11 protein-coding genes and 2 tRNA genes are annotated in these 15814 nt (G+C 57.5%); 5 read left to right on the forward strand and 8 right to left on the reverse strand.

The features are described 5' to 3' along the window. From rpoD to PHW99_RS10055, 4 genes are all read right to left on the reverse strand, one after another. Positions 1–1976, reverse strand: a 1976-nt coding sequence (gene rpoD / locus PHW99_RS10040; protein ID WP_300176492.1) for an RNA polymerase sigma factor RpoD, incomplete at its 3' end; no start/stop codon positions are given. Positions 1977–2229: 253 nt separating this feature from the next. Further along, the gene (gene dnaG / locus PHW99_RS10045; RefSeq protein ID WP_300176495.1) at positions 2230–4092 is read right to left on the reverse strand and encodes a DNA primase; all 1863 of its coding nucleotides are present in this window, start codon (positions 4090–4092) and stop codon (positions 2230–2232) included. Between the two features lie 37 nt (positions 4093–4129). Next, positions 4130–5977 (reverse strand): gamma-glutamyltransferase family protein, encoded by a 1848-nt coding sequence (locus PHW99_RS10050; RefSeq protein ID WP_300176498.1) that lies wholly within the window; start codon positions 5975–5977, stop codon positions 4130–4132. 51 nt (positions 5978–6028) lie between these two features. Further along, entirely contained in the window at positions 6029–6787 is a 759-nt protein-coding gene (locus tag PHW99_RS10055) for a 3-hydroxyacyl-CoA dehydrogenase (RefSeq protein ID WP_300176501.1), read from the reverse strand. Between the two features lie 131 nt (positions 6788–6918). On the opposite strand from PHW99_RS10055, the gene PHW99_RS10060 reads away from it, so the two are divergent. From PHW99_RS10060 to rimO, 3 genes are all read left to right on the forward strand, one after another. After that, positions 6919–6995 (forward strand) — tRNA-Val (locus PHW99_RS10060). 222 nt (positions 6996–7217) lie between these two features. Then, on the forward strand, positions 7218–7760 hold the full coding sequence (gene phaR, locus PHW99_RS10065; protein ID WP_300176504.1) for a polyhydroxyalkanoate synthesis repressor PhaR: 543 nt from the start codon (positions 7218–7220) through the stop codon (positions 7758–7760). 18 nt (positions 7761–7778) lie between these two features. Next, complete coding sequence (gene rimO, locus PHW99_RS10070; protein ID WP_300176507.1) at positions 7779–9173, forward strand: 30S ribosomal protein S12 methylthiotransferase RimO; 1395 nt, start codon at positions 7779–7781, stop codon at positions 9171–9173. Between the two features lie 111 nt (positions 9174–9284). On the opposite strand, the gene PHW99_RS10075 is transcribed toward rimO, so the two are convergent. Further along, a tRNA-Leu gene (locus tag PHW99_RS10075) sits at positions 9285–9369 on the reverse strand. Positions 9370–9419: 50 nt separating this feature from the next. Here PHW99_RS10075 and rnr point away from each other — a divergent pair. Next, positions 9420–11675, forward strand: a complete 2256-nt coding sequence (rnr, locus tag PHW99_RS10080; RefSeq protein WP_300176568.1) for a ribonuclease R — start codon at positions 9420–9422, stop codon at positions 11673–11675. Between the two features lie 40 nt (positions 11676–11715). Beyond that, complete coding sequence (locus PHW99_RS10085; RefSeq protein WP_300176510.1) at positions 11716–12471, forward strand: SDR family oxidoreductase; 756 nt, start codon at positions 11716–11718, stop codon at positions 12469–12471. 123 nt (positions 12472–12594) lie between these two features. On the opposite strand, the gene PHW99_RS10090 is transcribed toward PHW99_RS10085, so the two are convergent. Genes PHW99_RS10090 through PHW99_RS10100 form a run of 3 tightly spaced genes read right to left on the reverse strand, consistent with a single transcriptional unit; the run spans position 12595 to position 15807 of the window. After that, positions 12595–14055, reverse strand: coding sequence for an NAD(P)H-hydrate dehydratase (locus PHW99_RS10090; RefSeq protein WP_300176513.1), 1461 nt, complete (start codon positions 14053–14055; stop codon positions 12595–12597). Between the two features lie 10 nt (positions 14056–14065). Further along, on the reverse strand, positions 14066–14953 hold the full coding sequence (locus PHW99_RS10095) for an MBL fold metallo-hydrolase (RefSeq protein ID WP_300176516.1): 888 nt from the start codon (positions 14951–14953) through the stop codon (positions 14066–14068). Between the two features lie 11 nt (positions 14954–14964). After that, a complete protein-coding gene (locus PHW99_RS10100) occupies positions 14965–15807 on the reverse strand; it encodes an HDOD domain-containing protein (RefSeq protein ID WP_300176519.1) in 843 nt (280 codons plus the stop codon). Positions 15808–15814 lie beyond the last annotated feature (7 nt).

A 15814-nucleotide genomic window follows, 5' to 3' on the forward strand; every position in this document is an offset into this window, starting at 1 on the left:
TGCTGACGGCTGATGCGGTTCATCTTGTTGATGGTTTCGATCATGTGCACCGGGATGCGGATGGTGCGCGCCTGGTCGGCAATGCTGCGGGTGATGGCCTGGCGAATCCACCAGGTGGCGTAGGTTGAGAATTTGTAGCCGCGACGGTATTCAAACTTGTCCACTGCTTTCATCAGGCCGATGTTGCCTTCCTGGATCAGGTCGAGGAACTGCAGGCCGCGGTTGGTGTACTTCTTGGCAATGGAAATCACCAGCCGCAGGTTGGCCTCGATCATTTCTTTTTTGGCGGCACGGGAGGCGTATTCGCCTTCGTTCATGCGTTTGTTGATGTCCTTGAGCTGGTCCAGCGGCACCACCACCTTGGCCTGCAGGTCGATCAGGCGCTGCTGCAGTTCCTGCACCGGCGGAATGTTGCGGCCCATGACGGCGCTCCAGGGCTTGCCGGCGGCAGCCTGTTTTTCGATCCATTTCAGGTCGAGCAGGTGGCTTGCCACTTTGTTGTGGTGTTTGTCACGGCCACTGAACTCGGCAATGAACTGGGCCTGCGGGTAGCCGCATTTGTCGACGATGATGCGGCGCAGTTCACGTTCTTTTTTGCGCACGTCGTCCACCTGGGCGCGTACCATGTCGCAGAGCTTCTCGATGGTTTTGGCCGTGAAACGGATGGACATCAGTTCGTCGGACAGCGCTTTCTGGACCTTGAGGTAATTGGCCGAGCCGTAACCTTCCTTGTCGTAAATCGCGTGGATTTTTTCGAAGTACTCGCGCATGCGGTCAAAGCGGCTCATGGCCTCTTTTTTCAGTTCTTCGAGTTTCTTGGTCAGCGCTTTGGAGCCACCCTTGCCATCGTCATCGTCATCGGCATCAAACTCGTCAAAGTCTTCTTCGGCCACATAGTCGTCGGCTTCATTGGGGTTGGTGAAACCGTCGACGATGGTGGTGATGACCACCTTGTCATTGCGGATGTCTTCACCGAGCTGCAGGATGACATCAATGGTGGCGGGGGAGGCGGAAATGGCTTCCATCATGGCCATCAGGCCACCTTCGATGCGTTTGGCGATTTCGATTTCGCCTTCACGGGTCAGCAGCTCAACCGTGCCCATTTCACGCATGTACATGCGCACCGGGTCGGTGGTGCGGCCAAATTCGCTGTCCACCGTGGACAGGGCGGCCTCGGCTTCTTCTTCCGCCTCTTCTTCGGTGGCGGCGGTGGGACCATTCTGGTTGAGCAGCAGGGTTTCGGCATCAGGGGTGTGTTCGTAAACCGCGACACCCATGTCGTTGAGCATGGAGATCACCACTTCCAGCGTTTCGGCATCCACCAGCTTGTCAGGCAGGTGGTCGGAAATTTCGCCGTGGGTCAGGTAGCCGCGTGTTTTTCCGAGCTTGATCAGCGCCTTCAGACGCAGGCGACGCTTGGCCAGGTCTTCTTCAGACAGCACGGTCTCGTCCAGACCAAATTCTTTCATCAAGGCCCGTTCTTTGGCCTTGCTGATTTTCATGCGCAGGGGTTTGACCTTTTCAACGGTCTCGGTGGCTTCCGTCGTTTCGGCAACCGGCTCACCCGCCAGATCGTCTTCAATGTCAGACATGTCGAGGTCGTCGATGTCAGATGACTCTTTGCCGGCCTTGGGCTTGCGTCCGCGTTTGGCGCCGGTGCTGGTCTTGGGAGCACTGGTCTTGGCTGTACTGGTCTTGGCTGTACTGGTCTTGCTGGCTTTGGCCGGTTTGGCGGTCTCCAGATCGATATCGGCTGGTTCTGCTGCGGATGTGATACCGGCTTTGGCAACACGCACTAATTTTTTCTTGTCCGGTACTTGTGCCGGGACGATCAAGGGTTTGGTTTTGGCGGCGGGTTTGGCTTTGGGGTCGGTCACGACGGGTTCTTTCGGATGGGGAGCTTTACCAACGATTTTGTGGACGGTACCGGTCTTGGCCTCAGGTGCGGCAGATTTCTTGGACTTGGAAGCAGGCATGATGAAACCTCAAAACGACGAAGACAGATTTCTGGGGTGCTGCGGGTAGGCCAGCGTGGTCGAAAAACGAAGCGGGGAACGGGCTTTGTCGGGCAAGACCGAGGGGCGAACATTTGGTGTGCAGTCCTTGCGGCAGGTTGGCCGGATGCAGTGTGAGCATCGTTTGGCCGGGTCCGGAGGTGCTGCTGTCGCGCTTGCCTGAGCGAAAAGGCGGATTATACCTTTTTCTTGATGGCAGAGGCTTTGGGGCGTTTCAGGAGGCCGCTTCCAGCGCTCGCCGTCTGGCCTGCAATTCGCGATAACGCTGCAGCGCGTGGGGGTCGGTTTTGGCGGCTTCAATCGCCTGGGTCTCGTCGATTTTGAGTTGCTCGATCAGCATCCGGTTGATCAGATGGCGCAATTCGCTGCCGGCCTCCTGGGTATTGTCTTCCGAGCCTAGGGTGTGATCCGCCATCAGTTTGAGGGCAAAGGCCTCACTCTCATGTCCTTGCAGACCTTCGCGCAGCGCCACCCAGGGTTGGGCGCCGTGTTCGTGAAACTGTGCCTCCAGCCAGACAAACAGCGGACCATGGGGTGCGGCCAGACCGCACAGCAAACCATGATCCTCGACGGTCAGGGTCTCCTGCACCGCCATATTGCCGAGCAGGATACGGGCAGCATGGTCGGCCCGGCTGGCTGGCAACCGGCTGCGTCCCGAAGGCCGGTCACTGTTGTCGGGGAAACGTGATTTTGGGGTGTAGCCCTCGTTCTTATTGAAGTTTTTGCTCTCTTTTTGAGAGCTTTCAGCACGCTTGCGTGGTGTTTTGTCACGCTGTGGGTGCCACACAGCCATCAGTTCACGGCTGGACAGCTGCACCAGATCGGCAATGTCGGTCAGTATTTGCTGCTTCAAGGCGCCAGGTGGCAGCAGTTCCCACAGTGGCTTGGCGTTGCTGGCCAGATGGGCACGGCCTTCGGCGGTGTGCAGATCACAGCCATCACGGGCGGCATCGAGCAAAAAGCGACTTAGGGGTACCGCTTCACTGACAAAGCGGGCGAAGGCGTCCTTGCCGTACTCGCGGATGAAGCTGTCAGGATCATGTTCGGGTGGCAGAAACAGAAACTTGACGCTGCGTACATCGGTGGCCAGAGGCAGGGCGGCGTCCAGCGCTTTGCGTGCGGCGCGTCGGCCAGCGGCGTCACCATCAAAGCTGAACACCACCGAATCGGTAAAACGAAACAGCTTGTGTACATGGTCTGCCGTGCAGGCCGTGCCCAGAGTGGCCACGGCGTTGGGAAAACCGAGCTGCGCCAGCGCAACCACGTCCATATAGCCTTCGGTGACCAGCACGTAGCCGTGTTCACGCAGTGCGTTTCTGGCTTCAAACAGGCCGTACAACTCACGACCCTTGCTGAACACGGGGGTTTCCGGGGAATTGAGGTATTTGGGCTTGTCGTCACCCAGCACACGTCCGCCGAAACCGATGCATTCGCCTTTAATGTTGCGGATCGGGAACATGACGCGATCACGAAACCGGTCATAACGTTTGGCTTGCGCGCCGTCTTCTTCGTTGAGGATGACCAGTCCACTTTCGACCAGCAGGACATCGTCGTAATTGGGGAAAACGCTGGCCAGACTGCGCCAGCCTTCGGGCGCGTAACCCAGACCAAATTGTTTTGCCACCAGACCGGACAGGCCGCGTCCCTTGAAATAGGCCACGGCCCGGGGGGAAGCCTTGAGGTGTTTTTGGTAGGCCCGGCAGGCCTTTTCAAGCACCTCGCTCAGCGTGTTTTGTTTTTGCCGTTGCTGGGCAGCACGGGCACGGTCCTGGGGGCTGGCGTCGTCTTCGGGCACCTGCATGCCAAACTGTTGTGCCAGATCCTGCACGGCCTCGACAAAACTCATGCCGGCATGTTCCATCAGGAAGCTGATCGCATTGCCGGTTTTGCCGCAACCGAAGCAGTGGTAGAACTGTTTGGTGGGGCTGACCGAAAATGAAGGAGATTTTTCGCTGTGAAACGGGCACAGCCCCATGAAATTGGCCCCCCCTTTTTTGAGCTGCACATAGCGGCCAACGATTTCCACCACGTCAGCGCGGGCGAGCAGTTCCTGAACAAAGGTCTGGGGGATGGACATGCCCGGATTGTAGAAACCCCGGCGTGGCCGAGGCCGCCTAATCGCCGATCACCACGCCTTCACGTCGTGGATCGGCACCACCAAAAAAGCCGGTAGGGGTTCTCTGGATGGCTTGCAGGCCGCTGGTCATATTCATCTCCCGTACGTCGTGGCCTCGGACTTGCAAGGCTTGGATGGTTCCCGCCGGAAAACGCTTTTCCTCCAGCAGGGTCGGACCATTGAGGGAACCAAAGTTGGGCAGATTGATGGCCTGTTGGGTGTCCAGTCCCCAATTCAGCACACCATACAGTGTCTTGGCCGTGAAGTGAATGATGAAAGCGCCACCGGGACTGCCTGCACTCATCACGAGTTGCCCGCTGGCTTTGTCAAATACCAGCACCGGGGACATGGATGAGCGTGGCCGCTTGCCGGGCTGGACCCGGTTGGCGATGGGGATGCCATTGAGGTCTCTCGGGGCAAAACTGAAGTCGGTGAGCTCGTTGTTCAGCAAGAAACCACCGGCAAGCCCGCTGCCGCGGTTGACCATCAGGCGCGCACCCCAGCCGTCTTCGATGGTGCTGGTCATGGCCAATGCATTGCCCCAGGCGTCGATGATGGAAATGTGGGAGGTGCCGTATTCGGGTTGCTCGGGACTGGGGGCAAAACCTGTCCTAACTCCTCCTGGCGTGCCCGGGCGTGCCGTTTTCATGCTGGGAGCGTCCTTGCCGACGGCGATCAATTGGCTGCGCTGGGCCAGATAGTCGGGGGCCAACAGACTCATCCAATCACCAGCCGGTGCCGCGACAAAATCCGGATCGGCCAAGTACAACGCGCGGTCAGCAAAGGCCAGCCGGGATGCTTCGGTGTACAGGTGCAGCCAGTCGGGGCTGGGGATGAGGCCCAACGGCGTCTGTTCTGGCGCCAGGGTGGCGGCGTTGGTGTGATTGAGAATACCCAGTATCTGGGCGATGGCCAGGGTACCCGAGCTGGGAGGTGGCATGCCACAGATCCGGTAGTCTCTGGGGGCTGGCGCATCGGCTCTGTTTTTTTGGGGGGTGTAGTCGAAGCAGAGCGCGGCATGTTTTTTAGCCTGGTAGGCAGCCAGATCACTCAGGGACAGCGGACCAGGGCGGACCGGATGCTGCTGCACTTTGCGCACGATGGCTTGGGCAAGTTCCCCTTCCATCAGCACTCGGGCACCGCCGCCGGCGATGCGTCTGAGCACCGCGCCCAATTCCGGATTTTTCAGCCGATGTCCAACTGGCCAAGCTTGGCTGTTGGCATCATAAAAATAACTGGCTGCCGCTGGGTCTTTTTTCAGATGTTGCTCACTCACAAGCAGCGTGTGCATACGCGCGCTGACCCGAAAACCTTCCTCGGCCAGGGCAATTGCTGGTCGGAACAAGGTCGCCCAGGGCAACTTGCCGTATTGTTGGTGGGCCATCTCCAGCATGCGAAGCGTACCGGGTGTGCCAACTGAGCGGCCACTCACAACGCCGTCGATGAAGGGCAGCGGTTTTCCGTCCGGTCCAAGGAACAGGGCTTCGGTGGTGGCGGCCGGCGCAGTTTCCCTGCCGTCAAAGGCTTCTGTGTCTTTGCCGTTGAAGTGCACCAAGAAAGCCCCGCCACCGAGGCCGCTGGACTGGGGTTCGACCAGTGTCAGTACCATCTGCACCGCAATGGCGGCGTCCACTGCACTGCCACCTGACTTGAGAATCTGGTAGCCGGCGTCGGCCGCCAGCGGGTTGGCAGCGGCGACGGCGAATCTGGATGTGGCCCAGCCAGTCTTTTCCGAATAACCGGAGGCGTTTTCCGGCTGGTCTGGTGGGGTGTAACGAAACGGGGTCTGGCTGGCGCAGCCCGCTGCCAGGAGCAGCGCCGCCAGAGCTGAAATAATCACTTTCATGAACGACTCCAAAGATGGTGACATTCATGATATTGCAGTGTTGTGGTTGTCTCAGCGCGGCGCCAGGCGAATGGCACCGTCAAGACGGATCACCTCGCCGTTGAGCATGTCGTTTTCGAAAATGTGTTGTGCCAGTTTGGCGTAGTCCTCTGGCGTTCCAAGACGCGAAGGGAAGGGCACACCAGCAGCCAGTGCGTCCTGGACTTCCTTGGGCATGCCGAACAACATCGGCGTACCAAAAATGCCGGGGGCGATGGTCATGTTGCGAATGCCGTTGCGTGCCAGGTCGCGCGCGATCGGTAGTGTCATGCCCACAATGCCACCCTTGGAGGCACTGTAGGCCGCCTGACCAATCTGACCATCATAGGCTGCCACGGAAGCGGTCGAGATCATGACGCCGCGTTCGCCGGTGGCTTCGGGTTCGTTCTTGCACATGGCGTCAGCGGCCAGACGGATCATGTTGAAACTGCCGATCAGGTTCACGGTGATGCACTTGTTGAAGACGGACAGTGTGTGTGGACCGTTTTTGCCGACGGTTTTTTCTGCCGGAGCGATGCCTGCGCAATTGACCAGCCCCATGAGTTTGCCTATGGAAACGGCTTTGGCGACCACGGCCTGTGCGTCGGCCTCATTGCTGACGTCACATTTCACAAATGTGCCACCAATGTCGCTGGCAACAGCTTCACCTTTGTCGACCTGCATGTCGGCGATGACCACGGAGCCGCCCTTGGCAGCCAGCATGCGGGCGGTGCCTTCACCCAAACCGGAAGCACCGCCAGTGACGATAAAAACCTTGCCTGCAATATCCATAGATGTCTCCAAATCAGAGGTTGACGTTAACGTAAACGTCAATTATCGACGGAAGAAAGAGAAAAATTATTCAAGTCAGGCAAGGAGTAGAAAAATATTCAGGCTATACTAGCGGTCTTGCTGAATTTTTCAGGCGCGTAGCTCAGCTGGTTAGAGCACCACCTTGACATGGTGGGGGTCGTTGGTTCGAGTCCAATCGCGCCTACCAGGTTTTCTGAATGTTTCCGATTCAGATGTCGATAACCTGGTAATCCTTTTCCTTGAAAACAAATCATGAGGCTCGCCCCATTTGGGGTTGGCTGACATGTTGGAGCGACAACCTTCCTTTTTGCAAGGGTTAGTCTCTGTCTGCCATCTTGCTGCCAGTCTCTACAATCCCTTCCAACGAAAACTGACCCCATCGCGCTCATACCGAGCCAGAGGACAACCTATGAATAACGGGACCGCAGCATCGGCGCAAGGCCAGCGGCGCATCATTAAAAAATACCCTAATCGTCGCTTGTACGACACGATCACTTCCAGCTACATCACGCTGTCGGAAGTCAAGTCGTTGGTGATGAAGCGGGAATCGTTTGAGGTGCGTGATGTCAAAACGGGTGAAGACATTACTCGCAGCATTTTGTTGCAGATCATTTTGGAAGAAGAAGCCAGTGGTTCACCCATGTTCACTGCGCCGGTATTGGAGAGTCTGATCCGGTTTTATGGTCATGCCATGCAAGGTTTCTTGGGTGGGTATCTTGAAAAAAACATTCAATCACTGATTGAGTTGCAGACCCGGTTTGCCGAACAATCCAAGGGGTTTACTCCGGAGATGTGGACGCAGTTTGCGACATTGCAGCCGCCGGTTTTGCAGGCCATGATGGGTGGGAGTCTGGATCAGTCCAAAACGATGTTGGCCCAGATGCAGGAACAGATGCAGAAGCAGACCGACCAGATGCTTGGCGCTTTTGGTATCAAAAGCAGCAACCCTTGAATTTTGAACAGTGAACCCATGAACAGTGAGATTTCAAAGGGGGCTCAAGCACCCAAGGTTGGTTTTGTGAGTCTGGGGTGTGCCAAGGCTTTGACCGATTCGGAACTGATCCTGACGCAACTCAGTGCGGAGGGCTACCAGACCGTCAAGACGTTTCAGGGGGCTGATCTGGTGATCGTCAATACCTGCGGGTTTATTGATGATGCTGTCAAGGAAAGTCTGGACACCATTGGTGAGGCACTGGCGGAAAACGGCAAAGTGATTGTCACCGGTTGTCTGGGCGCCAAGTCCGGGGTAGATGGTGCAAATCTTGTGCGTGAGATGCATCCCAGTGTGCTGGCCGTTACCGGCCCGCAGGCGACTCAGGAGGTGATGGATGCGGTGCATGCCAACTTACCTAAGCCGCATGATCCGTTTGTGGATCTGATTCCTAATGCTTTTGGGGCGGCCGGCATCAAACTCACCCCGAGGCACTATGCTTATATCAAGATCAGCGAGGGGTGCAATCACCGTTGTACCTTTTGCATCATTCCCTCCATGCGGGGTGATTTGGTGTCGCGCCCGATTGGTGATGTCCTCAAGGAGGCGCAGGCTTTGTTTGAAGGGGGCGTCAAGGAATTGCTGGTGATCAGCCAAGACACCTCGGCCTATGGTGTGGATGTGAAATACCGCACCGGCTTCTGGAATGGCAAACCGGTCAAAACCAGATTGAAAGAACTGGCGCAAACCCTTGGTGAAATGGCGCAGGGGTACGGAGCCTGGGTGCGCCTGCATTACGTTTACCCGTATCCGAGTGTGGATGAGTTGTTGCCGCTGATGGCCTCTGGGCTGATCTTGCCTTATCTGGATGTGCCGTTTCAACACAGTCATCCAGATGTGCTCAAACGCATGAAGCGTCCGGCCAGCGGCGAAAGAAACCTGGAGCGTATCCGGCGTTGGCGTGAAGCTTGTCCTGACATTGTGATCCGCAGCACGTTTATTGCTGGCTTTCCAGGTGAAACCGAGGAAGAGTTTGCTCATTTGCTGGACTTCATGCGGGAAGCCGGAATCGACCGTGCAGGCTGTTTTGCCTACAGTCCGGTCCAGGGTGCTGAGGCCAACGAACTGCCAGGTATGTTGCCAGATGCTGTACGGGAGGAGCGGCGCGCTGCCTTTATGGCAGTGGCGGAGGCCGTGTCAGCCGACAAATTGCAGCAACGTGTGGGTGCGACGATGCAGATTCTGGTGGACCATGCACCAGGACTGGGTAAAAAAGGGGGGATAGGCCGCTCTTACGCCGATGCCCCGGAAGTTGATGGTGTGGTCAAGTTATTGCCGCCAGAAAAAATCAGCAAAACGCTCAAGGTGGGGGAATTCACCAAAGCGCGTATTGTTGGAACCCAAGGCCATGATCTGGTGGCGCAGCCGATTTGATGTTGCGATCAGCGCAGGAAACAGGCAATAAAAAAGCCGCTGCGGGTGCAGCGGCTTTTAATTCAAAAACTCCGGTTTCTGTCATAAAAACAAACCGGAATTCATTTATATTGGTGCCCAGGAAGGGACTCGAACCCCCACGAAGTTACTCGCTAGTACCTGAAACTAGTGCGTCTACCAATTCCGCCACCTGGGCATTTCAGGAAAGAAAGGCATTGTATCAAAAATTTTAAGCAAAACAGCGTCCTGCTGGAAGAAGTTGAAGGAATTGTTCAAGGGCATCGCGATGGCCATGGCTTTGTCATTCGGGATGATGGCGAGGCCGATATTTATTTGCCGCCTAACGAGATGCGTGCGGTATTGCACAAGGACCGCGTCAAGGTGCGCATCGTGCGCAGTGATCGCAAGGGCCGCCCGGAAGGCAGGGTGGTCGAGATTGTGGAGCGAAGCAATCAGGTCATCATTGGCCGGCTGCTGTGTGAGAGTGGTATCTGGATCGTGGCCCCTGAGGACAAGCGTTATGGCCAGGATGTGATGATTCCCAAGGCCGGTACGGGTGCTGCCAAACCCGGGCAGGTGGTGGTGGTGGAACTGATCGAACCGCCGGCATTGTTCGGCCAACCGGTAGGACGTATCAAGGAGGTCCTGGGTGACATTGATGACCCAGGCATGGAGATTGAAATTGCGGTGCGCAAATACAGTGTGCCGCATGAATTTTCAGCGGCTTGTATCGCGCAGGCGCGTGCCTTGCCTGACCATGTTTTATTGCAGGACAAGCGGCAGCGGGTGGACCTGACGGACATTCCGTTGGTGACAATTGATGGCGAAGATGCCCGTGATTTTGATGACGCGGTGTATTGCGAGCCCGTCAAAATCGGGCGGGGCAAGGCTGCCGTGTCGGGCTGGCGTTTGCTGGTTGCCATTGCGGATGTCAGCCACTATGTCCAAAATGGTTCGGCCATTGATGTGGATGCTTATGACCGCGCCACCAGCGTCTATTTTCCGCGGCGGGTGATCCCGATGCTGCCCGAGAAACTCTCCAATGGTCTGTGCTCACTCAATCCCGAAGTGGAACGTCTGTGTATGGTCTGCGACATGATGGTGACGCCAGACGGTGAGGTGTCTGCCTATCAGTTTTATCCGGCGGTGATGTGGAGTCATGCACGTTTTACGTACACTGAAGTGGCCGCCATTTTGGCCAATACCCGCGGCCCGGAAGCCCTCAGGCGCAAAGACCGGGTGGGCGACCTGATTCATCTGCACGATGTGTATCGGGCGCTGCTCAAATCTCGTCAACGCCGTGGCGCCGTTGATTTTGAAACCGTGGAAACACAAATTGTCTGCGATGAAGCTGGGCATATCGAAAAAATTGTGCCGCGTGTTCGTACCGATGCCCACAAGCTGATTGAAGAGGCGATGCTGGCTGCCAACGTTTGTAGCGCCGACTTCATCGCCCAAAGCAAACACGCCGGTCTGTTTCGCGTGCATGAGGGACCGACACCCGAGAAGCAGGAAATTCTGCGCAATTACCTCAAGATCAACGGGATTGGCTTGACGATCGGCGACGAACCATCGCCAGCGGAGTTTCAGGCCATTGCCACGGCGACCAAAGATCGTCCGGATGCGGCGCAGATCCATTCCATGCTCTTGCGTTCGATGCAGCAAGCCATCTACACGCCGTCCAACAGTGGCCACTTTGGCCTGGCGTTTGAGGCGTACACCCATTTCACCAGCCCGATTCGGCGTTATCCGGATCTGTTGGTGCATCGGGTGATCAAGGCCATTCTGGCCAAGACCAAGTACCAGTTGCCCACCTTGCCGATGCCGGGTGAGGCGCATGCCAAATTGTCCAAACGGCTGGAAAAGAATCTGGCCTCGCGTGTGGCCGAGCCTGCTCGCAAGCCGCGCAAGCTCAGCGCCGAAATGCAGGCTTGGCAGGCAGCCGGTTTGCATTGCAGCGCCAACGAGCGCCGGGCCGACGAGGCCAGCCGCGATGTGGAAGCTTGGCTCAAGTGCAAATACATGCGCGAGCATTTGGGTGAGGAGTACTCAGGCGTGGTCTCTGCGGTGACGAGTTTTGGCATTTTTGTCACGCTGGACGCCATGTATGTGGAAGGGCTGGTGCACATCACCGAGCTTGGGGGGGAGTACTACCGCTTTGACGAAGCGCGCCAGGAGCTGCGTGGTGAACGCACCGGTCAGCGTTATGCTTTGGGAACACGTGTCCAGGTGCAGGTCAGCCGGGTTGATCTGGATGGGCGGCGCATCGATTTCCGGTTGGTGCAGGAGGGAGTACCTGCGGCACCACGGTCGGGCAAGGACAAGGAACGGGTGGTGCTGGAGAGTGAAGCCGATAACATCCCCTCCGGGCGGCGTAGCCGCAAGTTGTCGGAGCCGTTGGCACGGGCACCCAAATCCCAACGGGCAGAGGCCAGGTCGGCGGCGCGCCCGGTCACTGAAAAAGGCAAGGACAAGGGGCGGAAAATTCGGCGCCACTCCTGAGTTTTTGTATTTGATTTGTATTGATGTCAAAAGTATGGTCATGTCTCATCACTCCAAAGTGGCGCTGATCACCGGCGCTGGGTCCGGTATCGGCAAGGCCGCTGCGCTGGCCCTGTTGCAGGATGGTTATCGTGTGGTTCTGGTGGGGCGGCGTGAACCGCCCTTGCAAGCGGTGGCGGCGTTGAGCGGCGCTGTCGGGCGCACCCTGGTCGTGCCTACCGATGTGTCTGATGAGGCGTCGGTGGTGGCCTTGTTTGACGCGGCAGTGCATGCGTTTGGCCGGGTCGACGTGTTGTTCAACAACGCCGGCATCAGCGCACCGGCTGTGTTGTTGGAAGATCTGACGTTGGCGCAATGGCAGAACGTGGTCGACGTCAATCTGACGGGCATGTTCTTGTGCCTGCGTCAGGCGTTTCGTGTCATGAAGGCGCAGAATCCACAAGGTGGGCGCATCATCAACAATGGTTCGATTGCCGCGACCACACCTCGTCCCAACTCCATCGCTTACAGCGCCACCAAACATGCGGTCACGGGGCTGACCAAGTCCGCCTCGCTGGATGGCCGAAAATATGGCATTGCCGTTGGTCAGATTGACGTTGGCAACGCCGCCACCGATATGGCGCAACGTATGCAGGCAGGCATTTTGCAGGCTCATGGCGACGTGATGGTGGAGCCGGTGATGGACGTCAATATTGTTGGCCAGTCGGTGTTGTACATGGCCAATTTGCCGCTGCAGGCCAACGTGTTGTTTCACACCGTGATGGCAACCAACATGCCGTTTGTTGGCCGTGGATAGTTTTTTTTTATAAGAAAAATTGACCTCTAGCCCACGTATTTAAAGCGGATGTAGCTATCATTTTTATAGCTATTGGCGCTGAAGAGGTCGCACTACCGAGTATTCGGCAGTGCCTGAATGCCGTTAAGGCGCTGGTGGCGTCGAACTGGCCAAGCGGCTGGCGGTCAGGACCTGAGAGGCCGGCCAGTCATCAGCCCGCTGACCGTGGTTATAAACCGCTTGGCAGGCGGCATCAAAGGCACTTAGACCCGTGGCCAACCTGGCGCCCACCATGCCGGCCAGCACATCACCCGTGCCGGCTGTGGCCAGACGGGCGTTGCCGGTGGGGTTGATCACCGGCAGTTGTCCTGGTGCTGCAATGACCGTGCCCGAACCTTTGAGCACGACGGTACAGGCAAAACGCTGCGACAGGGTTTGTGCGGCAGTCAGGCGATCGCCTTGAATCTGTGCCGTCGTCACACCCAGCAAGCGCGCTGCCTCCAGTGGATGGGGTGTCAGTACGGTCACCGTCTGGCGCGTGTGACGGTCGAGCAATGCAGCTTGCAACGTGGTTTCTTTTGCAATGGTATTGATAGCATCTGCATCAAGAACCACGCGGGATGAAGTCGCCAATATCTGTGGCAGGCAGGCGCTGACAGCAGTGCCGCCGCCACAACCGCAGACGACTGTCATGGCGGCCAAATCCAGGGCCTGAACCGGGCGGAACATCAGCTCCGGCTGTTGTGTATCCACCGTGATCGCGTTGTCATCGAGCAGGGCAACAAACACCCGTCCGGCGCCCGCGTGTAAGGCCGCCGAAGCTGCCAGCAGCGCTGCACCCGTCATGCCTGGAGCGCCACCAACCACCGCCACATCACCAAATGTGCCCTTGTGTGAGGCATGAGGCCGTGTGATTTGCCCGGCCCGGCCCGGCAAGCGGGCGATGGGAGGCACACTGTTCAAACCGGCGGGGTCCACCCCCAAGGTGTCGAGCCAGACAGTGCCAGCAGCATCTCGGCCATGGGCGGTAAAAAGCCCTGGTTTGAGTGTCAGCAGGCTCAGGGTATGGCTGGCTTGGACGTGGAGGGCTGTGGTCTGACCGGTGTCGGCGTGTAGCCCACTGGGGACGTCGATGGCCAACACCGGCACTGCGCTGGTATTGAGGCGGGTGATCCAGTTGGCCATTCGTTGATGGGGTTCACGCAACTGGGTGCCAATGCCCAGCAGGGCATCAATACACAGGTCAAATTCACCAATGGGTTCGGCGCTGAACAGGATCTTGGCGGCCAGCGCGCGCTGGTAGGCTGCAGCGGTGTCAGCAGGCACCCGATCAGGGTGCCCCAGCCAGGTGACCACTGGCTGTTTGCCCCAGCGAGACAGATGCAGGGCGGCCTCCAGACCGTCACCACCGTTGTTGCCGGGACCACAGGCCACCCAGATATGTTGGGCGTGGGGCGCCAGTGCCAATGCGAGACGGGCCACTGCCAGGCCAGCGCGCTGCATCAGGGCGTGTGGTGGCAGCTGGGCTGCGGCCAGTTGTTCGATCTGGCGTGTCTGCGTGATCCCATGCAGGAACTGATGGGTGTCTGAAGTGATGGTCTGCACGGTTTCCGGCTCAGAACTCGTAACACTCACCCTCTTTGGCCAAACGGTAGTCTGGATCGCCGGCTTGGCGCGGGTGGTCTTTGAGCACCTGTTCAAAGGCGGCTTCCAGGGCGTCGTCGCTGCGGGTTGGCTCATGGTGGGTGCAAAACAGCATCCGGGCGCCAGCCTGCTTGGCGTAGTTGATGCTGGTGTGGAAGGTGCCATGCCCCCAGCCTCTCTTGGCCGGGTATTCGGCGCTGGTGTAAGAGCAATCCGCAATCAACACGTCCACGCCTGCCATGGCCTGCAAAATGTCGGCGGTCTTGGCGTCAACAAAGGTCTGGTACTCTGCGTATTCAGGGTCGCTGTCTTCGTAAATATTCAGTGGTGGCTCATGGTCGCCAGTGAAGAAGACCGATTTGCCGTTGGCTTCGATCCGGTAGCCAAAATTGATCACCGGGTGATTCATCATGAAGGGCGTGATCGTGGCAGAGCCAATCTGGATACTCTCGCCAGGCGTCAGGGTGACGTAGTCGATACGGGCTTTCATTTCGGCTTCACGGACCGGAAAGTAGCTGTATTGCAATTGCACGTCCATGACCTGTTCCACCCCTTTGCCGGAAACCGGGTCAAAGGCGCCATGCAGGCGCAAAGTGTTGCCTGGAATGAAGTTGGGGATGAAAAACGGCAGGCCCTGAATGTGGTCCCAGTGGGAGTGGGTGATCAGGACATTGGCAGTGAATGGCAATTCCGTCAACAGGGACTGGGACAGCGGGAAGATACCGGTGCCAGCATCGAGGATGATGAGTTCGTTGTTGTCGGTGCGTATTTCAATGCAGGTCGTGTTGCCACCATAACGGACGGTGGAGGGACCTGGTGAAGCGATGGAACCACGAACTCCCCAAAATTTCACTTTCATGGTGGGCCTTGTCAAACTCTGGCAAACAGTTGGGCGTCTTCGAAAGCCGCATTCAGGTTGTCGGCAGATTCGATCACTTCCTCAAGCGTACCACCCATTCGTTTGGCGATCAGTGGTGGTAAGGGGGGGACATAGGGGTTGCCGCCAAAGCCAAAGCCAAGTTTTTTGCTGATCTGGTTGGCTGTGAAGACGCTGGCGAACAAGGCGCCATCCTGCTGGTCAGCCTCGTATTGGTGGGCAATGGCGTCAATCAGATCGGGGGCAAAGCGCCACTTTTCCACCAGCATGGCGCCCACCACGGCATGGTCGGTACCCAGGGTCTGGCGCAGAGCCAGATGCAGGGACGAACCATTGGCCTGACTAAAGGCGAGCGCCTGGCGGAACTCCTGAGGCATAAATTGGGCAAAAACCACCTTGCCAAAATCGTGCAACAGACCGGCGATGAAACAGTCCATCGGGTCGATATCATCCATTTTCAGAGCCAGTTGTCTGGCTATGCTGGCGGTGGACAGGGAGTGAAGCAGGTATTGATCCACATCGAAACCCGCCTCGTTGTGTTTGGGCAGCATGCCGATGGCGGCAATGCTCAGGGCCAGATTCTTGATGGTGTTGAATCCCAGGTACACCACCGCATGGTTGACCGACGTGATTTGTTTGGGCAGTCTGAAATAGGCGGAGTTGACAACCTTGAGGACTTTGACCGTGACCACCGGGTCCTTCTCAATGACCTGCACCAAATCCTTGGGGGAGCAGTTGACATCACGCGTGAGTTCCAGAATTTTTTGGACACTTTTGGGGAAGGCTGGCATGCCGTCAACCGCTTTCGCGATTTTTTGGGATAGATCGGGGGGCATGGTCTGC

This window comes from Rhodoferax sp. (genome assembly GCF_028689305.1).
In the GTDB taxonomy this organism is placed as follows: Bacteria; Pseudomonadota; Gammaproteobacteria; order Burkholderiales; family Burkholderiaceae_C; genus Rhodoferax.